We start from the raw sequence: 19,779 nt of genomic DNA, 5'->3' as shown, positions 1-19,779 counted from the left end.
GGGTGTTTCAGGTAAACAGCGCCGGATCGATCGGCAGGCTGCGCACCCGCTTGCCCGTCAGCGCGAACAAAGCATTGGTCAGCGCCGGGATCACCGGCGGCAGCGCCGGTTCGCCCAGTCCCGTCGGAGCATGGTCCGACAGCACAAATTCGACGTGGATTTCGGGCGTCGCCGGCATCCGCGGCAGCTGGTATTGATGGAAATTGCTCGGCACCGCCGCGCCGCCTTCTATCTCCACCGCCAGTTGCGTCGCGTGGCCGATGCCTTCGATGATCGATCCGTGCACCTGGTTGAGCGCCCCGTGCGGATTGATGATCTGGCTGCCGACATCGCCCGCGCACCACACCGTGTGCACGACCGGGCTGCCGCGCGCATCGAGGCTCGCTTCGACCACTTCGGCGAAATAGCCCATGTGGCTGTAATAATAGCCGAACCCTTTCGCGCGGCCTTCGCCTGCCGGCGTGCCCCAGTCCGCCATGTCGAGCACCTTGCGGGTGACGGCGGTGAGGCGGCCCGGATCGAAGCCGGGCACCGGGCCGGTGAAGCTCATCGAAGCCGGTTCGGCTTGCTCGCCTTCCACCAGTTCGAGCATCAGCGTCGGCAGGTCCTTGCCGGTGGCATGGGCCACTTCGTCGAGCATCGACTGCATGACGAAGGCCATCGCGTTCGATGTCGGCGCGCGCAGGGCGCCCATCGGCACCTTGCTCGCCATCTTGGTCTGGCCGAATTGCAGGTTATCCACGTAGCGCGCGGGGAATTCATCGGGCGACATCACCGCCGGATTGAATGGCCCGTCACCCAGATCGAAAGTGACGAAATGATCGGCCCAGCCTGTCAGCCGGCCCTCGGCATCGACCGCCGCGCGCAGCTTGTGCCAGCCGGCAGGGCGGTAGAAATCGTGACGGGTATCGTCCTCGCGGCTCCAGATCAGTTGCACCGGAACGCCCGGCATCTGCTTTGCAATCGCGGCTACCTGAACCATGTAATCGTTGTTCAGCCGCCGCCCGAACCCGCCGCCCATGCGGGTAATGTGGACGATGACCTGCGACGGCTCCAGCCCGAGGTAGCGCGCAACATTGGCCTGCCCGCCCTGCGGCGTCTGCGATGGCGCCCACATTTCCATCCGCCCGTCTTCGTGCATCAGCGCGGTGCAATTCATCGGCTCCATCGCCGCATGGGCGAGGAAGGGGTAGGAATACTCCGCCTCGATCACCTGCGCCGCCTGCGCAAAGACCGCGTCAACGTCGCCCTTCTCGGCAAACACTTCGTCCGGCGTGCCGTTCGCCCATGCGGCCTGTGCGGCAGCAGCGTATCCGGCGGAGGAATGCGAGGCCCACTCGCCCGTGTCCCACTGCGCCGCCAGCGCGGTGCGCGCCTTGTTGGCCAGCCACCAGTTGCTGGCGACCACCGCAATGCCCGGATCGAGCTCGACCGAAGCATCGCCTTCGATTACGAACGCATCCCGCACCCCCGGCTGCGCCTTGGCGGCATCGAGATCGGCGGAAACGAAACTCGCCCCGAACACCGGTGAGCGTTCGTAGGCGGCATAGACCATACCGGGAAGTTGGGTATCGACCCCGAAGATCGGTTCCCCGCGCACCACCTTGTGGCTGTCCACCCCGCCGATGGCACGGCCGATGATGCGGAAACTCGCGGCTTCTTTAAGCGTCAGGCTGGCAGGATCGGGCACGGGCATCAGCGCGGCGTCGGCAGCCAGTTCGCCATAGGTAGCGCTGCGGTTGGTGCCCGGCTGGACCACCCGGCCCGGCTCGGTCGCCAAGGCCGAGGCGGCGACGTTCCAGCGCTGCGCGGCGGCGGCGATCAGCATCGCCCGCGCGGCGGCACCCGCCTGCCGCATGGGAATCCAGTTCATCGGGGTAGCGAAACTGCCGCCCGCCAGTTGCAGGCCGTACCTGGCCATATCGGCATCGGCCTGTTCGACCCGGACATCATCCCAGTCGGCATCCAATTCTTCGGCGATCAGCATCGGCAGCATCGTCTTGATGCCCTGGCCGATTTCTGGGTTCTTGCCGATGATGGTGACGGTGTTGTCGGCGTGGACGGTGACGAAGGCGGAAAGCTCCGCCCCGGTCGCCTCTGCAGTCGCCTGAGCGGAACCCGGCAGGCCGATCCCCAACATAAAGCCGCCCCCGGCCACGGCGCTGGCTTGCAGGAACAGGCGGCGCGAAAGTTGCCCGGTCTTAGCTATCACCTCAGACATCGGCCGTCTCCCCGTTGCGCGCCACTGCGGCGATGGCCTTGTGGATCCGCCCGTAGCAGGCGCAGCGGCACAGGTTGCCGCCCATCGCGCTCTTGATTTCCTGATCGCTGGGATTGGCATTGCGGTTGAGCAAGGCGGTAGCGCTCATCAACTGGCCCGCCTGGCAGTATCCGCACTGCATCACGTCCTCGTCCAGCCACGCCTGCTGCAGCGCCTGCCCGACGGGAGAATTGCTCAGCGCCTCGATCGTGGTGACTTGCTTGCCGCCGACCGCTGCCAGCGTCAGCGAGCACGAGCGGGTGGCCTGCCCGTCGACATGGACCGTGCAGGCCCCACACATACCGATCCCGCAGCCGAACTTGGTCCCGACCATGCCCAGCTCGCCCCGCAGTGCCCAGAGCAGCGGCATATCCCCCGGCGCATCGATCTCGCGCGTTTCCCCATTGATGCTGACCGAAAAGGCCATGTGCTTGCTCCCGCTGAATACCGAACCCGTTGCAGATTGACTCTGTCTACAGGAGGAATGGCGAGCTGCCAACCGGGGCCAAGGGCTTACGTTCCGGCATACAAATTACGTATCCACAGATCGGAAGGATGCGCAGGTTCTTCCCCCTGCAGCCATGACCTGTCGGCCGCAGCGAAACGGATAGACAAGGGCTGCGAATTCCACGATGGATCGCCCGAATGCGCGAATCCGTCGTGGTTTCACAAGGTCTCTCCCGATGTTTCCCGGATCGCCTGCTGGATGTTGACGGAGTATTCGGCCCAGATCGGGCTTCTCATGCTGCTGGCATTGTTCGTTGCCTTTGCCCTCGAACGCCGGCCTCCGGTCGTCATCGCCCTGTTCGGTGCAGCGGCGATGATGGTGCTCGGCTATCTGCCCACCGCGGACATGCTGTCGGTGTTCGGTAACTCGGCTCCGATTACCATTGCGGCCATGTTCATCCTCTCCGGCGCCCTCATGCGCACCGGGGCGCTGGAGGAAGTGACCGGCTGGGTCATCCGCCGCACCTTGCGCAGGCCCAGGCTGGCCTTGGGCGAGGTCGCGGCGGGAACGCTGGTGGCTTCGGCTTTCATGAACAACACCCCGGTGGTGATTGTGATGATCCCGATCGTGCGCCGCCTCGGGAGGGTACTGGGAATCGCGGCAACGCGGCTACTTATACCGCTCAGCTACCTCACCATCCTCGGTGGCACGCTGACGCTGATCGGCACCTCCACCAACCTGCTGGTGGACGGGGTGGCGCAGGAACAGGGACTTGAGCCCTTCGGCATTTTCGAGATCACCGGAGTCGGGCTGGCGGGCGCGGCGGCCGGGCTGCTGACGCTAGTTGTGCTTGGCCCGCTGCTGCTGCCCGCGCGCGGCCCGCGTTCGATGGATGAGGACCGCGAAAGCGATGTCTATCTCTCGCATCTCACGCTGGCACCCGAAAGCAAGCTGCGCGGGCGCAGGCTGGATGAAACCAGCGTTTTCCGCCGCCCCGGCCTCAGCTTCCTCGCGCGCCAGAACGGGCGCGAGCTGGAGCGGAACGGGTTTGGCGCGGGGGAACTGGTGGAGGGCGACCAGTTCGTCGTTTCCGCCACTCCCGAGGAACTGGCATCGCTTGCCGAAGCGGTGGATTTCCGCACCGGGCTTGTCGGCCTGGGGGGCGGGGTGCTGACCCGGAAAGATCAGCGACCGCAGGACCTGCGGATTGTCGAGGCGGTGGTTTCCGCCTCGCACCCGGTCGTCGGGCGACGGCTGGCGGAAATTCCGATGCTGGCCCGGTTGCAAATCCGGGTGCTGGGCATCTCGCGTCCGCGCCATCTCGCCGGGCCGACCCTTGCGGATGTGCGGGTGCGCGCCGGGGACCGGCTGCTGATCGCTGCCACCGAGGATGCGGCGCAAGCGATCCAGGCGAATGTCCAGCTCACAAATGTTTCCGAAAGCGGCGTGCGCTCTTTCCGTCGCGACAAGGCTCCACTGGCACTGCTGACCCTGGCGGCAGTGGTGGTGGGAGCGGCGATGTTCGGTGCCCCGATCGAGGCGATGGCGATCATGGGCGTCGCCTTCGTGCTGATAACCCGCTGCCTCGAGCCGGATGAAGCCTGGTCGAGCCTCGAAGGGAGCACGCTGGTGCTGATCTTCGCCATGCTCGCGTTCGGGATAGGGCTGGCGAATGCCGGAACCGTCGAACTGGTGGTTGCGGGGTTGCAACCGCTGATGGTTGGCGGATCGCCGCTGGTCATGCTGGTGCTGGTCTATGCCATTGCCAGCGTGCTGACCGAAGTGGTCACCAACAACGCCGTTGCCGTCATCCTCACTCCGATCGCCATCGGGCTGGCCCAGACCGCCGGGATCGATCCGCGCGCGCTGGTGGTGGCGGTGATGTTCGGTGCCAGCGCCAGCTTTGCCACTCCGATCGGTTACCAGACCAACACGCTGGTCTATGGCGCGGCAAATTACCGCTTCATGGATTTCGTGCGTATCGGCTTGCCAATGAACCTGATCGTCGGCGCGGCAGTCTGCGCCGCAATTACCGCATTCTACTGACCGGCTGACAATGCAGCTAGCGCGCGGTCCCGCTCCAGTCCGAAATGGGCGGCAAAGGCGCGGGTAGCCATGGACAGCAAATCACCAGTGGGGCGCAGGTCGCGGCCGTCATAAAGCTGGTTACGGGATAGCCCCGGCCAGTCGCTTTCCACCATCTCGCCCGCAGGCAGGGAGCCCCCCAGCAGTAGCGCCGCCGACGCCGTACCGTGATCGGTACCCATCGTGCCATTGATCGCAGCAGTGCGACCGAATTCGGTGGCTACCAGCACGAGCGTATCCGCCCATGCCGCGCCGAGACCCTGCCTGAGCGCGACCAGCAGGCTGTCCATCGCTGAAAGCTGGCCAGCCAAAGCCCGTTGTTGCGCCCGGTGTGTGTCCCAGCCGCCGGTTTCAATCATCAGCACATCGGCGCCGCCCTCTCCTGCAAGCAGCGTGGCCGCGAGCTGGCCAAGGTCAGCACCACCACCGGCAGCAGTATTGCCAAGCCCCCCTGTCACCATGCGCGTGCGCATGGCCTCGTCCCACATCGGGCCGAGCTGCGCGTCCTCGGCATACATGATGGCAAGCCTTGCGAGCAGGTCTTCGTTGGGATCGGGCAGGCGATTGGGCGTGTAGGTCGCCACCGGGACCGACCCGCGCAACGCCATCGGTGCGGTAGCGGAAACTGCCATGGCCCCGGTCCCTTCGGGCAGCAGCGGCATCATCCGGCCAAGCCAGCCGGTATTCACGGCGTAGGCCCGCTCACCGCCTGTCTCCAGCACGTTTTGCGCTTCGAAGTGCGAGCGCTCGCGATAATTGGTGGCGACCGCATGCCAGGCACGCGCCTCGCCGCTGTGAAAAAGCCCGGCGGTGCCCGCCAGCGCGGGGTGCAAGGCGAAAAAGCCGTCCAGCCGAAGCGCGTCATCGTCAACCAGTGCCCCACGCAGATCGCGCAGATTGCGATCACCGTGCGGCTGGACGATAGCCAGTCCATCCGCCGCGCCGCGCTGGATCACGAAGACGAATTTGCGCCGTCCTGTCGCTGCGCGGGCAATCGATAGCGGCACGGCACTGGTGCCCAGCAAGGCCGAGCTAGCCAATGTTCCTGCCAGCAGCCGGCGGCGGGTGATCGGCAAGGAATGGGTGCGGGCCATCATGGTGTCATCTCCGCTGGAATTCCGGGCTCGCGAACAACAGCGCCAGCCGCAGGGGCTGTTCGGTCACGCTATCGATGGCATCGCTCGTGGTGCTATGCAGCGCGTCGCCCAGGACTTCGCGAGCGAGCGCTGCGGCATCGGCAACATTGCCGACGCGGCGGGCAACCAGGCTGGCGATTTCCACCCGCGTAAGGAGGGCTCCGGAACCCGCCCAATCCTGCGCCGTGTCTCCCCAGCCAGCCGGGCTGTCGACCCGCCATACCGACTGGCCCATCTGTTGCAGCAAACCGGGCGACAGCTCTGCGAGCCGGGCAGATCGTTCGACACCCACGGCGCGGTTCGTGGCCACCATCCAGTCCCAGGGATTGCGAATCTTGGTCCGTTGCGCGCGCCACACTTCCGGCTCATCGATCAAGGCAGCATAGACCGAAGGCAAATCGCCCCCGCTATCCTGGTAAGCCCGTTGCAACCTTTCGATAGCGGCAGCGGGCGGATCATCCGCGATGAAATGGCGCGCCAGCTTGGTGGCAATGTGGCGCGCGGTCGAAGGATGCAGGGCAAGGTCGCGAAGGATCGCCACCGCTTGCTGCTGGCCATCTTCGGCATAGTTCCGCCCCAGCACAGTTCGCCGGCCGGGTTCATGTGCGGCCGGAAGGAATCCAGCCTCACCGGGAGCCCAATCGATCTCCCGCGCAATTCCCCCACCTCCGAGGCCGGCTACCGTCCAGCCCGTCAGCGCCAGAGCCAGTTCGGTCACGTCGGCTTGGGAATATCCTCCACCCGCACCCAACGTATGCAATTCCAGCACTTCGCGACCGAGGTTTTCATTGAGTCCCTGCAATCGTCTGTAGCGGCCTGCCAGCGGACTCGATGGCCCGATCGAAATGTTCTGGTCGAGGTATTGCAGCATCGCCGGATGCAACACCGCAGACCGCAGCAGATCGCGGAAGTTGCCCATGACGTGCGGGCGAACGGCCGAAAACTCGAAATCGGCGACGAACGACCCGACCAGCACCTTTTGCATCGAGACGGAAAAGTGGTTGGACCAGAAATGGACCAGACGTTCCGCGAACGGGGTGGCACTTGCGGTCGCCACCCGAAGCCGCGCCAACACGGCCTCGGCATGGGCACGCCGGATATCCTCGCCAAGTTCGCGATTGCTCGCCAGGGCGGCATCCTGCTCGGCCTGATTGCCCTCCCGTTTCAACCGGTTGTTCGCCACGCGCGTCGGCAGGATACGGGCAAGCTCCGCCATCCGCGCGGTGCGGCTGCCAAGCGCCGCCGGAGCGGGATCGAACTGGCGCAACTGGCTCGTAAGCCAGCCACGCAAGTCGCCCGGCAGCGTCTCGCCGGGAATAGCTCCCAGACCGAAACGGTCGGTGGCAATGCGAATTGGCGCGGTCATGTCATCGGCAATACAGCGCCAAGCGCTTGAATTGCACCTGAACCCGCCGTTCCGGCTGCGGTTAACCCAGGATCCCCGCGCTCGCCAGCACCGCCAGGGTCAGCACATCGGGCGCGATGGCGGTCATCGGGGCGATCTGCACCGGTTTTTCCGAACCGATCAGCATCGGCCCGATGGTGGCATCACCCGACAGTTCGCGGAGCAGCTTGGCCGATAGATTGGCGCTTTGCAGCCCCGGCATGATCAGCACGTTGGCCGGACCGGACAGGCGGCTGAACGGATAGAGCTTCATCACCTTTGGATTGAGAGCAGCATCGGGAGCCATTTCGCCTTCGTATTCGAAATTCACGGTTTCGTCCGCGTCGAGCAGCGCCACCGCCTCACGGATGCTGCCGAGCCACTGGCCCGACGGATTGCCGAAAGTCGAATAGGAGAGGAAGGCGACGCGCGGCTCGTGCCCCATCCGCCGCGCCACAGCAGCGGTTTCTTTGGCGATATGTGCCAGTTGGGTCGCGCTGGGGCGTTCGTTGATCGTGGTGTCGGCAAGGAAGGTAGTGTGGTTCTTGCCCACGATCATGTGGATGCCGAAGGGTGTTGCGCCGGGCTTGGAGTCGAGCACGCGGGCAATTTCGCGCGCGGTCTGGCTGTAGGTGCGGGTGAGGCCGGTGATCATCGCGTCGCCTTCACCGATCGCAAGCAGCAGCGCGGCGAACACGTTGCGCTCCTGATTGACCATGCGCCGCACGTCACGCTCGGTATAGCCGCGCCGCTGGAGTCGCTTGTAGAGGTACTCCACCATCGGCTCGATCTTCTCGTAGTTCGCCGAATTGGCGATCTCGAAGCTCTCGGGATCGTCCACCTGCAATTCGCGCAGCTTGTCGAGCACCTTCTCAGTCCGCCCGACGAGGATCGGGGTGCCGTAACCGAAATCGCGGAACTGGATCGCCGCTCTCAGCGCGACGTCCTCTTCCGCTTCGGCGAAGACCATCCGCTTGGGGTTGGCCTTGGCATCCTCATATACGCGGGTGAGCGCGGAGGTGGTGGGATTGAGGCGGCTGCGCAGCCGCAGGGTATATTCCTCGAAATCGGCAATCGGCTCCTGCGCCACGCCCGAATCCATCGCCGCCTTGGCTACGGCGCAGGACACCCGCTCCATCAGCCGGGGATCGAAGGGCGCGGGGATGATGTATTCGCGGCCGAACTTCTGGTTGATGCCATAGGCGGCGGCGACTTCTTCGGGCACCCGTTCGCGCGCCAGCTCCGCAATCGCGCGCGCGGCGGCGACTTTCATCTCCTCGTTGATCGTCGTCGCCCGCACATCGAGCGCACCGCGGAAGATGAAGGGGAAGCCGAGCACGTTGTTGACCTGGTTGGGAAAATCGCTGCGCCCGGTGGCGATGATCGCGTCCGGGCGGACGGCTTTGGCTTCGTCGGGCATGATTTCGGGCGTGGGATTGGCCATCGCGAAGATGATCGGCTGGTCCGCCATCTTGCGCACCCATTCGGGCTTCAGCGCGCCCGCTGCCGAGAGGCCGAGGAAGATGTCCGCGCCTTCGAGCGCTTCCTCCAGCGAACGGTGCGGGGTGTCCACCGCGTGTGCGCTCTTCCACTGGTCAACCCCCTCGCGACCCGGATAGATCGGCCCGGACCGGTCGCAGACGATCACATTCTCGTGCGGCACGCCCATCGCCTTGATCAGCGCGGTGCAGGCGAGCGCCGATGCGCCCGCGCCGTTCACAACCATCTTGCAATCCTTGAACTCGCGTCCGGTCAGATGCGCGGCATTAAGCAGGCCCGCCGCCGCGATGATCGCGGTGCCGTGCTGATCGTCGTGCATCACCGGGATCTTCATCCGTTCGCGCAGCGCCTGCTCGATGATGAAGCATTCGGGCGCGGCGATGTCTTCCAGGTTGATGCCGCCGAAGGTGGGCTCCATCAGCGCCACGGCGTTGATGAAGGCTTCAGGATCTTCAGTATCCAATTCGATATCGATCGAATCGACATCGGCGAAGCGCTTGAACAGCACCGCCTTGCCTTCCATCACCGGCTTGGACGCCAGCGCGCCGAGATTGCCGAGGCCGAGGATCGCGGTGCCGTTGGAAATCACCGCCACCAGATTGGCGCGTGCGGTATATTTCGCCGCCAGCGAGGGATCGCGGGCAATGGCTTCGACCGGGGCGGCCACGCCGGGGGAATAGGCGAGGCTGAGATCGCGCTGGGTGGTCATCGGCTTGGAGGCGATGATCTCGATCTTACCGGGGCGGATCGTCTCGTGATAGAACAGCGCTTCGCGCGTGGTGAAACCGGTATTCTCTTTTTCGTCCAAGGCTCGCACTCCTGTATTGCGGCCCGCATAGAGGCACTTGCCGCGCGGGGATAGGGGAAAGCTGGTCCGTTGCCCTTCCCGAATCGCCGCATTGGCCGCTACGCCTCGCGGTTCGATGGCCGGCCCCGCAACTCCGATGATGCAGCAGTATTTCGCCCTCAAGCAGGAGGCCGGGGATTGCCTGCTGTTCTACCGCATGGGAGACTTCTTCGAACTGTTCTTCGACGATGCAAAAGTGGCGGCGGGCGTGCTCGATATCGCGCTCACCAGCCGGGGCGCGAACGATGGCGAGCCGGTGCCGATGTGCGGGGTGCCTGTGCATGCGGCAGAAGGCTACCTGGCGCGGCTGATCAAGGCGGGCTGCCGGGTGGCGATTGCCGAGCAGGTGGAAACGCCGGACGAAGCCCGTGCGCGCGCCAAGCGCGAGGGCACGCCATCGTCCAAGGTACTGGTGAAGCGCGACATCGTCCGATTTGTGACGGCGGGCACGCTGACCGAAGAAGCGCTGCTCGAACCGCGCCGTGCGAACGTGCTGGCGGCGGTGTGCGAAGTGCGCGGGGTGATCGGGGTGGCGGCCTGCGATATTTCCACCGGGGCAACCACGCTTGAGGAATGCGTGCCCGAAGTACTGCCAGGAGTGCTGGCGCGGATCGGAGCGAGCGAGCTGGTCGCGCCGGAAGATATGGAAGGGTTGCCGCTCGATACGGTGCCACGCCCGCGCGCCGACTTTTCCAGCGACGGCGGCGAAGCGCATCTGCGGCGCGTCCACGGAGTGGCGACGCTCGACGGCTTCGGCCAGTTCAGCCGCGCCATGCTGGCAGCGGCAGGCGGCTTGCTGGCCTATCTCGATCACGCAGGGCGCGGCACGCTGCCGCTGCTGCTGCCGCCGGTGGCACGGCCAGCGGGTGGTCACATGGCGATGGACGAGGCGACCCGTGCCAGCCTCGAAATTCTCGCCAGCCAGCAGGGCGGGCGCACCAATTCGCTGATCGCCGCGGTCGATCGCTGCGTGACCGGGGCCGGGGCGCGGCTGCTGGCGGAAGACCTCTCCGCACCGCTGGCAGAGAAAGCACCGATCGAGGCGCGGCTGGCACTGGTGCAGTGGTTCTACGCCGACCCGCTGCTGCGCAACGATGTACGTAGCGTTCTGCGCGCCTTGCCCGACCTCGGCCGCGCGCTGGGGCGGCTGGTGGCGGGGCGCGGTAGCCCGCGCGATCTGGGGCAGGTGCGCGATGGCCTGATCGAAGCGCGGCGCCTGCACGATCTCCTGAAGGGCAAGCCCGATCGCCCTGCCCTGCTCGATCTGCTGCTGCCGGCGCTGACCGGTCACGCCGAACTGACCGACCTGCTCAGCCGCGCGCTCGTCCCCTCCCCGCCCACCGAGCGGGCCAGCGGAGGTTTCATCGCCGCGGGATACGACTTCGCGCTCGACGAATTGCGCGAAGTCTCGGGCAACGCCCGCCGCGCCATTGCCGCGCTTGAAGCGCGGTACCGCGAGCAGATCGATACTCCCTCGCTCAAGATCCGCCATAACGGCGTGCTCGGCTATTTCATCGAAGTGCCCGCGCGCCACGCCGATGCGCTGATGGCGCCCGACAGCGGCTTCACCCACCGCCAGACGATGGCCGGCGCGGTCCGGTTCAATTCGATCTCGCTGCACGAGGAAGCGACGCGCATTGCCGAGGCCGGCGGACGGTCGCTGGCGGCGGAAGAAGCGCATTTCGAGGAGTTGTGCGAACAGGTGGCGCAGCGCCGCTTGGCGATAGCCGATTGCGCCGCCGCTCTGGCGCGACTCGATGTGACCGCGGGGCAAGCCGAGCGCGCCAGCGAAGGCGAATGGTCGAGGCCCAGCATTGTCGATGAGCCTGTGCTGGCCATCGAAGCGGGGCGGCATCCGGTGGTGGAGGCGGCGCTGGCGAAAGCAGGCGAACGCTTCGTCGCCAACGATTGCGCGCTTTCGGATCGCAACCGGTTGTGGCTGGTCGGCGGGCCGAACATGGGCGGCAAGTCCACCTTCCTGCGCCAGAACGCGCTTATTGTCCTGTTGGCGCAGGCTGGCGGCTTCGTGCCCGCCGCATCGGCCACAATCGGACTGGTGGACCAGCTGTTCAGCCGGGTCGGCGCATCGGACAATCTCGCACGCGGGCGCTCCACCTTCATGGTCGAGATGGTCGAGACCGCTGCGATCCTCACCCAGGCCGGGCCGCGCAGCTTCGTGATCCTCGACGAGGTCGGGCGCGGCACTTCCACCTACGACGGGCTGGCGCTGGCCTGGGCCGTGGCCGAGGCGATCCACGAGACCAACCGCTGCCGCTGCCTGTTCGCGACGCACTATCACGAAATGGCGCGGCTGGCGGAGACCTGCGACGCGCTTTCACTCCACCATGTCCGGGCGAAGGAGTGGAAAGGCGATCTGGTGCTGCTTCACGAACTGGCCGAAGGCGCGGCGGATCGCAGCTACGGTCTCGCGGTGGCCAAGCTGGCAGGCGTCCCCGCCCCGGTCGTGAAGCGCGCCAGATCGGTGCTCGACCGGCTGGAGAAGGGACGCGCCGAGACCGGCGGGCTGGCAGCGGGACTGGGCGAACTGCCGCTGTTCGCTGCTGCTTTCCGGGCCGAGGAAGCAGAGGCGGATGCCCTGCGCGAGCGGCTCGACACCACCGATGTGGACGCCTTGACCCCCCGCGAGGCGCTTGACCTGCTCTACGAACTCAAGCGACTCGCGGCGCAAACCGGCGGTTAACCTGCTGCTGGTATCCCCGTCCCATGCGTGGTTACATGTTCCGCAGCAGGCTGGGTGCGCTCGTCTTTCTGGGCAGCATCCTGTTCGCCGTTTACCGGATGGTTGGAACTGAAGATCAGGCGGGCGAGATCGCGCTGGCCGGCGAACGGATTGCGGCGCAGCGCGAGCAGGTTGCTTCGCAGCAAGCTGGACCTTCTCGTCACCAAAGCTGGCAAGAAGACGACCTTGCCGCAGACGGCTGGGGCGACGCGGCCATCGCACCGGATCGATAACCGGCGGAACTTACCTGCGCCTCCGGCCATTTGTCCGGCATGGCTACCTACGATCCCGATCGCGACGGAGACAAGAACACCCAGTGGGCGGAAGAGCGTACCGACTGGGCGGAGGATCGCACGATCATGGCGCTGGAGCGGACTTTCGCCGGGTGGATGCGCACCGCCTTCGCGGCCATCGCCATCGGCATTGGTTTCAATGCGCTGTTCGGTGAGTTCGAGCCGCCGTGGCTGGCCCGCGCTATTGCAACCCTGTTCATCGCCCTTGCCATCGTCTTCGCGATCAGCGCGGAGCGGCGTGCGTGCCGGGCTTTCCAGCGACTGTCGTCGCACGATGTCGATTCTCCCAGGATGCCGAATATCCGCCTGATCGCCTGGTCGATTTCCGCAGGTGCGGGCCTGCTGATCTTCGCACTGTGGTGGCTAGACGACGGCGCGCTTTCGCGGATCTAGGTTCCGTCGCCGCGCAGGCCGTCGGGCTTGTTCGCCTTGCCGTACTTGTCGACATTGTCATCGTGGTTCGGCTCGCCGTCAAAGGCGTGCATGTCGATCCGGCCCGAGCTTTCCATGTCACGCATGTGATCGACCACGTCCTGCGTCGAATCGTTCATCAGGTCGCTCTTGGTCGGACTCTTGGTGCTTTCGGTGGGGCTTGCACTCTCCTCGGTCAGCGCTTGCGCTTCCTCGGCGACTTGCTGCGCCTGGTTGCGATGATCGTCCTGCTCGTCGTTATGCGTCTCTGGAGCAAGGTCGGCCTGGCGTGCTTCGGGACTTTCGTTGGACTTGGTATCGGTCATGTCGATCTCCTTTGCAGGCTCAACGGACCGGCTGCCATGCGCGTTCCCGACTAGCGACTCGCCCCCGGCTTCCAGAGCACATCGGCTCTGCCGCCATCGTTCACCGCACGGCCGAGCACGAACAGGTAATCGGACAGGCGGTTGATATAGGCGAGCGCTGCCGGATTGACCGGTTCTGCCGATGCCAGCGCGGTCATCGCGCGTTCGGCACTGCGGGTGGCCGTGCGGGCGAGATGCAGCCGCGCGGCCAGTTCGCTGCCGCCGGGCAGGATGAAGCTGGTGAGCGGCTCGAGATCGGCGTTCACCGCATCGATCCGCGCTTCCAGCCACTCGACCTGCGAGGGGACCACCCGGAGCACCATTTCGGATGGCGTGAAATCGGCGCCGCCCACTTCGCCCAGCGGGGTGGCGAGATCGGCACCAAGGTCGAACAGGTCGTTCTGGATCCGCGTTATATCGGCCCCCGGTTCGCCGCTCATCAGGATCGCGGCGAAGCCCAGCGCCGAGTTGGCGCTGTCCACCTGCCCGACCGCTTCCATGCGCGCGGCGTGCTTGGGCAAGCGCGAACCGTCGACGAGGCCCGTCGTCCCGTCATCCCCGGTGCGGGTGTAGATCTTGTTGAGCTTGACCACGATGCTAAACTTAGCGGTTCACGGCCAGCAGCACCGCGATCACCACGATGGCAAGCGCCTGGTACTTTATGCGCGCGAACATCGCCTGGTTCTGCTTGGCCTGCATCGCGGGCAGGTTTTCGCCGCCGGTCTCCAGATCGATCTTGGTGGTCTGCAGAAAGGCGACGATGCCGCGCACCAGCGAAACCACCACCATGATGGCGAGGAGGGCGATCACGATAACGAGGAATGTGTTCATGGGGCACCATGTGGGAACGGGGACAAGCTTATGCCATAGGGCATTTGGCCCATGCGGAGGCTTTGCGCCAGTGCCTTGCCGTCCTCGCCTGCATTTCGGCGGTCGGAAAGTGAAGGCGAACCACGCCGCTTGGCCAGCTTCTCCCCGCTTTCGTCGAGCAGCAACGCGTGGTGATGCCACACCGGCACCGGCAGGCCGAGCAGCGCCTGGAGCAAGCGATGGACATGGCTGGCGGCAAACAGGTCCGCGCCGCGCGTCACCAATGTCACCCCGTCCGCCGCGTCGTCCAGCGTGGCGGCGAGATGGTAGCTGGCTGGGGCATCCTTGCGCACCAGCACGACATCGCCAAACTGACTTGGGTCAGCCTCTTGCGTTCCAGCGAGTTCGTCCTCCCACTTCATTGATCCCGCCTCGTGGATAGCCCAATTCATATCGAGCCTTAGTGCAAACTCCCGCCCGGGACTTAGCTTTGTCTTGCACGTGCCTGGATAAATTGGCCCCTCAGGCCCGATGTGAGGATTTAGAGCCTCAATCTCGGTCCTGGTGCAGGTGCAAGGGTAAAGCAAACCTCGATCGAACAACTCGATAAATGCGTGCCGATAGCTTGCCAGCCGGGTCGATTGCGCGGGCACTTCCTCCCATTCCAGCCCCAGCCATGCCAGATCGCGGCGGAACTCGTCCGCCAGTTCGGGGCGGCTGCGCGCGCCGTCGATATCCTCGATCCGTAGCAGGAAACGCCCGCCGCGTTCTCGCGCCAGATCGTGCGCGACAATGGCGCTGTAAGCGTGGCCCAGATGCAGCGGGCCATTGGGACTGGGGGCGAAACGGGTCACTATCACCCCTCGTCTTTGCGAGAAGCGCAGCGACGAAGCAATCCATCTCCTGCACTCGCGAATAGCGCGACATTTGCCCGCGCCGAACCTTCAGGTGATGGATTGCCGCGCCGACTTTGTCGGCTCGCGATGACGAGGAAACGCGGGGTGCTTGTGAATATCCCTGTGGAAAGCCTGCGTGTAACGGGGTTGACGCTTTTGCGTGCAAGTGCACATTCCCGATCAATCAGGAAAGGCACCCTATCGTGTTCAAGGCCGAACTGATCGAACGGGCGGCGGTGTTCCGCAGCTCCGATGGCGATCCGCATCGCAAGCTGGAAAGCTGCCCCGCGCTGGTGCTCAACGCGGATTACACCCCGCTGTCCTATTACCCGCTCAGCCTGTGGCCGTGGCAGACCGCGATCAAGGCGGTGTTCCTCGAGCGGGTGGACATCGTCGCGAGTTACGATCGCGCGGTGCATTCGCAGTCGCTCGACATGAAAGTGCCCAGCGTCATCGCGCTGCGCCAGTACGTCAAGCCCAGCCAGTTTCCCGCCTTCACCCGCTTCAACCTGTTCCTGCGCGACAAGTTCGCCTGCCAGTACTGCGGCAGCCCGAAAGACCTGACCTACGATCACGTTGTCCCCCGGCGGCAGGGCGGGCGCACCACCTGGGAAAACATCGCCACCGCCTGCGCCCCGTGCAACATGAAGAAGGGCGGACGCACCCCGAAGCAGGCGGGAATGCACCTGCACGTGCCGCCGATCCGCCCGACCAGCTGGCAATTGCAACAGCAAGGCCGGGCGTTTCCGCCGAACTACCTGCATGAGACGTGGCGCGACTGGCTCTATTGGGACATCGAGCTGGAGGAGTAGCGGGTATTTATGGAGCGCCGACCGGGGGTGTTTCAGAAACTTTGGTTTGCGGGTTTTGGCTGCGATTGCAGGGGTTTGTGGCGGATTTCCGTGCGCGAGGTGTCACCTTTGCGAATTGGGCGGTAATCGTTGGGGTGGAGGTGAACATGGGGATGTTCAGCCGGAGTTGGGGGAGAGTAGGAAAGCCGCGGGTTAAACCATGACAAAAATGTTATCCGGTTGGCTAACCTACAACCTCTCATCACCTTCGGCGGAAAACAGGCTTAAATCCATTCGTCTATAGCTGTGAATTTCTTCGATAAAGAAAGTTCGTCTTGAGCTTTCACTTTCCTGGATCGTTTCAATGTAGCCAGAAAACTCAATCTCAATGGGAAAATTATCTTGAACCTGACTTATGGTTATAAGGTCTTTTAATTGATTATTTATCTGCGCTTGATAGTCAAGGAGCGATAGGTCAACAGCGATTGCCGCATTATTGCAATCCGGAATTTGAATGAATGAGCCGTGAAAACTGGGCTGCAGAGTAACTTTCGTTCGTGTTATTCTCTCGGTATATTCGGAACGAATTGTATCGCAAAATTTAAGCTGACTTTCAAAGTCGCTTGTTTTGCACCCGGCGGACAACATAGAGGTAACAACTATTAGAGAAGCTGCTTTCACACTATCCATATGTTGCTTCATTTTTCACCTGAGAACATACGGCCTGCGATTGAGCCCGCCAATAGTGTTGCGCGTTTGAGCGAGATAATCAAACGTTCCATACGACGCCGTCGCTGGATGAGGATTTCCCGCTTGATCTACTTTTTGACTTTCAAGTCACCCTCCCCCGCTCCGCATATTCTGGCTCCCGCCATTCCCCGCTGTCGAGAATGTCCCGCAGTTCCCGCACCGCGCTTGTCCGGCGATCCTATCCAATCGCTTCCAGCGCCCGCAGGATCGCGGTCAGGTCGTAGGGTTTGTTGACCGTCGGCACCCCGGCAAAGCGCGGCGGGTGGGTGACGCTGCCGTAGCCGGTCGCGAAAATGAACGGGCAGCCGCGATCGGCGAGCATGTCGGCAAGCGGATAGCTGACGTCCCCGTGCAGGTTCACATCAATGATCGCCATGTCGAAACGAGTTTCGCCCAGCGCCTGTTCGGCATCGGCCTTTGACGAGGCGAGCGTCGTCCGTGCACCCTCTCCGGAGAGCATGTCATCCAGTGCGAAGCCGATGATGATCTCATCCTCGACCAGCAGGATACGCTTGTCTTGCAATGTCATTCTTTCTCCACCCTTGCGCGCATGGAGAAAAGCAGCCCGTCGGGCTCGAATTCCATCCTGGCAGTTCCGGTTGCGCGATCGCCGATCCCGCGTGTTATGAGCCGCGTGCCGAAGCCCGCGCGGGCGGGAGGCGTGACTTCCGGCCCGCCGCTTTCCTTCCAGTGGAAGACGAGATCGCGGCCATCCTCACCCTCGGTTTCCCACCAGATGCGCACGCTGCCTGTGGCGTTGGAAAGCGCGCCGTACTTGATGGCGTTGGTGCACAATTCGTGGACGATCATCGCCAACGAAACCGATGTCTGCGGCGGCAGGCGGACAAGATCGCCCCCGAATTCCATCCGGCTCACGGCGTCGCCGGCTGCCGCTTCGGCGGACTGGCGGACGATATCGCGCACTTCCGCCTCGCCCCAGAAGCCTTCGGTGAGAAGATTGTGCGCGGCGGCCAGCGTTTTCAGCCGCGCTTCGAACACGTGCCGGCCCGCTTCGCTCTCACTGCCCCTGAAGGACTGCATCGCCAAGCCCTGGACGATGGAGAGCGTGTTCTTCACCCGGTGATTGAGTTCGTTCACCAGCAGGCTCTGCCGTTCCAGCGCAAGGACTTCCTCAGTCACATCGTTGCCCTGGACGATGATCCCGAGCGGCTCCTTTTCGCCGTCGAAAATCGGCTGGAAAATGAAATTGAGGTAGCGCGCGCGGGGAGCCTCTTCACCTTCTCCCCCGAGCAGCACTTCCTCGCGGTGCGCGTGATAGGCCTGGCCGCTCACATAGACTTCATCGAGCGTGGCGACGAACCCCTGCTCAACGATTTCGGGCAGCGTTTCGAACACGGTGCGACCCACCAGATCGTCCCGCCCCACCAGCGCCCGATAGGCCTGGTTCACCATGCCGAAACGATGTTCCGGACCGACCAGCACGGCGGTAAATCCGGGCGCCTGGTCGAAATATTCGAGCAGTCTTTTCGTCTCGCTTTTCAGGCTCTGGTTTTCGTCCTGCACGCTGCGCGCGCGCCGGATCAGGCCCATGCCGTCGCGCGACTGCCGCCATTCCTCCAGTTCGGTCACGTCAACCGTGTGCTGGAGAATATAGCGCAGCGCCCCGTCTTCATGGATGGGCGTGTGGGTCGCGCTCCAGTAATGGGTTTGAGAGGTCCCGTCGGGCGCAGCGATATCGTAGCGGATCAGCGCGATCTCGTCGGCTTCGCCGCTCTGCAGCACTTTCTCCAGCGAATTGACCAGCAGGCGGTGGCTCTCGCCTTCGCTGGGAAAAGCATCGAACATCCGGCGACCGATGATGTCTTCCCGGCTGCGCATGGTCGCCGCAAGATAGGCCTCGTTCATCCAGACGAGAACCAGGTCGGTATCCATAATGACATAGGGGTTCGGTGATGCCCCCAGAATATCTTTGAAATCCAACGTCCAACGCCCTTTAGGGGCGATAACTCGGTCGTCCCTGCCTGCATCAACGCAGGTGGGCGGAGTTGGTTTCCGCCTCCCCAGATTTCGCGCAGGCCATCGAGAGGCCGGACTGCTACCTTTTCAGATGGTAGAACTGCGCTATCGCATCCCATGCCTCTTCCGCGGTTTCGCACCAGGTGAGCAGGTCCAGGTCTCGCCGGGAAATCGTCCCTTCCTCCGCCAAAGCCTCGAAATTGATCACGCGGTTCCAGAACTCCTTGCCGAACAGCAGGATCGGGATCGGCTTCATCTTGCCGGTCTGGATCAGGGTGAGCAGTTCGAACATTTCGTCGAAGGTCCCGAATCCGCCAGGGAACACCGCCACCGCGCGGGCGCGCATCAGGAAATGCATCTTGCGCAGCGCGAAATAATGGAACTGGAAGCTGAGGTAGGGCGTGACGTAAGGATTGGGCGCCTGTTCGTGCGGCAGGACGATGTTCAGCCCGATGCTCTCCGCTCCGGCTTCGCTTGCGCCGCGGTTGGCCGCTTCCATGATCGAGGGGCCGCCGCCCGAACAGACCACGAATTGCCGCTTGCCGCCTTCGATAATGGCCTTTTCGCCGACCACCTTGGCGAGCTTGTAGGCCTCGCCGTAATACTTCGCCTTGGCCGCCAGGTTGCGGACGATCAGCGCCTCGGCTTCGGGCAGCCTTTCGGCTTCTTCCAGCGCCAGTTCGACCGCTTCGGGCGGCGGAATCCGGGCCGAACCGTACATCACCAGCGTCGAGCCGACGCCCGCCTCTTCCAGCAGCATTTCCGGCTTCAGCAGCTCGAGCTGGAAGCGTACCGGGCGCAGTTCCTCGCGCAGCAGGAAATCGGTATCGCGGAAGGCCAGCTTGTATGCGGGATGCCTTGTCTGTGGCGTCGACGGCGCGAGCTTGTCGGCAAATTCGGCTTCCCGGTCGGCATGGTAGAACCGATGATCGCCCAGTTCGCCATCACACTTGTCGTCTTTCGCGCTCACGCATCACTCCTCAAAGTCCTGAAATCACCACCTAGTGCCGAGTGGTGTGGATGGGAAGGACCGATGCCCGCCGCGATCTGCACTTCGCGTACCGCCGCGTGGGAAGTCGATCGCAA

The 19,779-nt window shown here is 64.1% G+C and carries 18 protein-coding genes; 5 read left to right on the top strand and 13 right to left on the bottom strand.

Translation table 11 applies throughout. The annotated features are described in order from the left end of the window. Positions 1-7: 7 nt before the first annotated feature. Both JY451_08065 and JY451_08060 read right to left on the bottom strand, forming a co-directional pair. On the bottom strand, positions 8-2,221 hold the full coding sequence (locus tag JY451_08065) for a xanthine dehydrogenase family protein molybdopterin-binding subunit (protein QZH73741.1): 2,214 nt from the start codon (positions 2,219-2,221) through the stop codon (positions 8-10). After that, a complete protein-coding gene (locus tag JY451_08060; protein QZH73740.1) occupies positions 2,214-2,687 on the bottom strand; it encodes a (2Fe-2S)-binding protein in 474 nt (157 codons plus the stop codon). Before JY451_08060 ends, JY451_08065 begins: the two co-directional genes overlap by 8 nt. A gap of 279 nt (positions 2,688-2,966) precedes the next feature. On the opposite strand from JY451_08060, the gene JY451_08055 reads away from it, so the two are divergent. Continuing rightward, positions 2,967-4,754 carry an SLC13 family permease gene (locus tag JY451_08055; protein QZH73739.1) on the top strand — a complete coding sequence of 596 codons (1,788 nt, stop codon included), beginning with the start codon at positions 2,967-2,969 and terminating at the stop codon, positions 4,752-4,754. Here the strand turns inward: JY451_08055 and JY451_08050 are convergent. From JY451_08050 to JY451_08040, 3 genes are all read right to left on the bottom strand, one after another. Then, complete coding sequence (locus JY451_08050; GenBank protein QZH76643.1) at positions 4,748-5,887, bottom strand: DUF1501 domain-containing protein; 1,140 nt, start codon at positions 5,885-5,887, stop codon at positions 4,748-4,750. The genes JY451_08055 and JY451_08050 overlap by 7 nt on opposite strands. A gap of 7 nt (positions 5,888-5,894) precedes the next feature. Next, positions 5,895-7,295: a DUF1800 domain-containing protein gene (locus JY451_08045; GenBank protein QZH73738.1), complete on the bottom strand. Its 1,401-nt coding sequence runs from the start codon at positions 7,293-7,295 to the stop codon at positions 5,895-5,897. A gap of 61 nt (positions 7,296-7,356) precedes the next feature. Next, positions 7,357-9,621 carry an NADP-dependent malic enzyme gene (locus tag JY451_08040; protein ID QZH76464.1) on the bottom strand — a complete coding sequence of 755 codons (2,265 nt, stop codon included), beginning with the start codon at positions 9,619-9,621 and terminating at the stop codon, positions 7,357-7,359. A gap of 115 nt (positions 9,622-9,736) precedes the next feature. Between JY451_08040 and mutS the strand changes: the two genes are divergently transcribed. Genes mutS through JY451_08025 form a run of 3 tightly spaced genes read left to right on the top strand, consistent with a single transcriptional unit; the run spans position 9,737 to position 13,086 of the window. Further along, positions 9,737-12,361 carry a DNA mismatch repair protein MutS gene (gene mutS / locus JY451_08035; protein QZH76642.1) on the top strand — a complete coding sequence of 875 codons (2,625 nt, stop codon included), beginning with the start codon at positions 9,737-9,739 and terminating at the stop codon, positions 12,359-12,361. Between the two features lie 35 nt (positions 12,362-12,396). Then, the gene (locus JY451_08030; GenBank protein ID QZH76463.1) at positions 12,397-12,633 is read left to right on the top strand and encodes a hypothetical protein; all 237 of its coding nucleotides are present in this window, start codon (positions 12,397-12,399) and stop codon (positions 12,631-12,633) included. Between the two features lie 39 nt (positions 12,634-12,672). Further along, on the top strand, positions 12,673-13,086 hold the full coding sequence (locus JY451_08025; GenBank protein QZH76462.1) for a DUF202 domain-containing protein: 414 nt from the start codon (positions 12,673-12,675) through the stop codon (positions 13,084-13,086). Here the strand turns inward: JY451_08025 and JY451_08020 are convergent. From JY451_08020 to gluQRS, 4 genes are read right to left on the bottom strand one after another with little or no spacing between them, the layout of a single operon-like run. Further along, entirely contained in the window at positions 13,083-13,430 is a 348-nt protein-coding gene (locus JY451_08020) for a hypothetical protein (protein ID QZH76461.1), read from the bottom strand. The genes JY451_08025 and JY451_08020 overlap by 4 nt on opposite strands. A gap of 50 nt (positions 13,431-13,480) precedes the next feature. Then, entirely contained in the window at positions 13,481-14,062 is a 582-nt protein-coding gene (locus JY451_08015; GenBank protein QZH76460.1) for a cob(I)yrinic acid a,c-diamide adenosyltransferase, read from the bottom strand. Positions 14,063-14,072: 10 nt separating this feature from the next. Further along, on the bottom strand, positions 14,073-14,300 hold the full coding sequence (locus JY451_08010; protein ID QZH76459.1) for an HIG1 domain-containing protein: 228 nt from the start codon (positions 14,298-14,300) through the stop codon (positions 14,073-14,075). After that, positions 14,297-15,139, bottom strand: a complete 843-nt coding sequence (gene gluQRS / locus JY451_08005) for a tRNA glutamyl-Q(34) synthetase GluQRS (protein QZH76458.1) — start codon at positions 15,137-15,139, stop codon at positions 14,297-14,299. Before gluQRS ends, JY451_08010 begins: the two co-directional genes overlap by 4 nt. 239 nt (positions 15,140-15,378) lie before the next feature. Between gluQRS and JY451_08000 the strand changes: the two genes are divergently transcribed. Continuing rightward, positions 15,379-15,987 carry an HNH endonuclease gene (locus JY451_08000; GenBank protein ID QZH76457.1) on the top strand — a complete coding sequence of 203 codons (609 nt, stop codon included), beginning with the start codon at positions 15,379-15,381 and terminating at the stop codon, positions 15,985-15,987. A gap of 228 nt (positions 15,988-16,215) precedes the next feature. Here the strand turns inward: JY451_08000 and JY451_07995 are convergent, their stop codons facing one another. The 4 genes from JY451_07995 to JY451_07980 all read right to left on the bottom strand — a co-directional run bounded on the left by JY451_07995 (position 16,216) and on the right by JY451_07980 (position 19,663). Further along, on the bottom strand, positions 16,216-16,668 hold the full coding sequence (locus JY451_07995; GenBank protein ID QZH76456.1) for a hypothetical protein: 453 nt from the start codon (positions 16,666-16,668) through the stop codon (positions 16,216-16,218). A 226-nt stretch (positions 16,669-16,894) separates the two neighbouring features. Then, complete coding sequence (locus tag JY451_07990; protein ID QZH76455.1) at positions 16,895-17,245, bottom strand: response regulator; 351 nt, start codon at positions 17,243-17,245, stop codon at positions 16,895-16,897. Continuing rightward, positions 17,242-18,609, bottom strand: a complete 1,368-nt coding sequence (locus JY451_07985) for a PAS domain-containing protein (protein QZH76641.1) — start codon at positions 18,607-18,609, stop codon at positions 17,242-17,244. The genes JY451_07990 and JY451_07985 overlap by 4 nt, the downstream gene beginning before the upstream one ends. Positions 18,610-18,772: 163 nt before the next feature. Next, entirely contained in the window at positions 18,773-19,663 is an 891-nt protein-coding gene (locus JY451_07980) for a TIGR00730 family Rossman fold protein (GenBank protein QZH76454.1), read from the bottom strand. Between the last annotated feature and the right edge of the window lie 116 nt (positions 19,664-19,779).

This window comes from Erythrobacter sp. (assembly GCA_019739335.1).
Lineage (GTDB): Bacteria > Pseudomonadota > Alphaproteobacteria > Sphingomonadales > Sphingomonadaceae > Alteraurantiacibacter.
This window is presented reverse-complemented; position numbering and strand designations above follow the sequence as displayed.

Excerpts from the sequence above, each read along its gene's own strand:
- JY451_08065 (QZH73741.1), bottom strand. The coding sequence starts at position 2,221 with ATGTCTGAGGTGATAGCTAAGACCGGGCAACTTTCGCGCCGCCTGTTC.
- JY451_08060 (QZH73740.1), bottom strand. The coding sequence starts at position 2,687 with ATGGCCTTTTCGGTCAGCATCAATGGGGAAACGCGCGAGATCGATGCG.
- JY451_08055 (QZH73739.1), top strand. The coding sequence starts at position 2,967 with ATGTTGACGGAGTATTCGGCCCAGATCGGGCTTCTCATGCTGCTGGCA.
- JY451_08050 (QZH76643.1), bottom strand. The coding sequence starts at position 5,887 with ATGGCCCGCACCCATTCCTTGCCGATCACCCGCCGCCGGCTGCTGGCA.
- JY451_08045 (QZH73738.1), bottom strand. The coding sequence starts at position 7,295 with ATGACCGCGCCAATTCGCATTGCCACCGACCGTTTCGGTCTGGGAGCT.
- mutS (QZH76642.1), top strand. The coding sequence starts at position 9,737 with ATGGCCGGCCCCGCAACTCCGATGATGCAGCAGTATTTCGCCCTCAAG.
- JY451_08030 (QZH76463.1), top strand. The coding sequence starts at position 12,397 with ATGTTCCGCAGCAGGCTGGGTGCGCTCGTCTTTCTGGGCAGCATCCTG.
- JY451_08025 (QZH76462.1), top strand. The coding sequence starts at position 12,673 with ATGGCTACCTACGATCCCGATCGCGACGGAGACAAGAACACCCAGTGG.
- JY451_08020 (QZH76461.1), bottom strand. The coding sequence starts at position 13,430 with ATGACCGATACCAAGTCCAACGAAAGTCCCGAAGCACGCCAGGCCGAC.
- JY451_08010 (QZH76459.1), bottom strand. The coding sequence starts at position 14,300 with ATGAACACATTCCTCGTTATCGTGATCGCCCTCCTCGCCATCATGGTG.
- JY451_07995 (QZH76456.1), bottom strand. The coding sequence starts at position 16,668 with ATGAAGCAACATATGGATAGTGTGAAAGCAGCTTCTCTAATAGTTGTT.
- JY451_07990 (QZH76455.1), bottom strand. The coding sequence starts at position 17,245 with ATGACATTGCAAGACAAGCGTATCCTGCTGGTCGAGGATGAGATCATC.
- JY451_07985 (QZH76641.1), bottom strand. The coding sequence starts at position 18,609 with ATGGATACCGACCTGGTTCTCGTCTGGATGAACGAGGCCTATCTTGCG.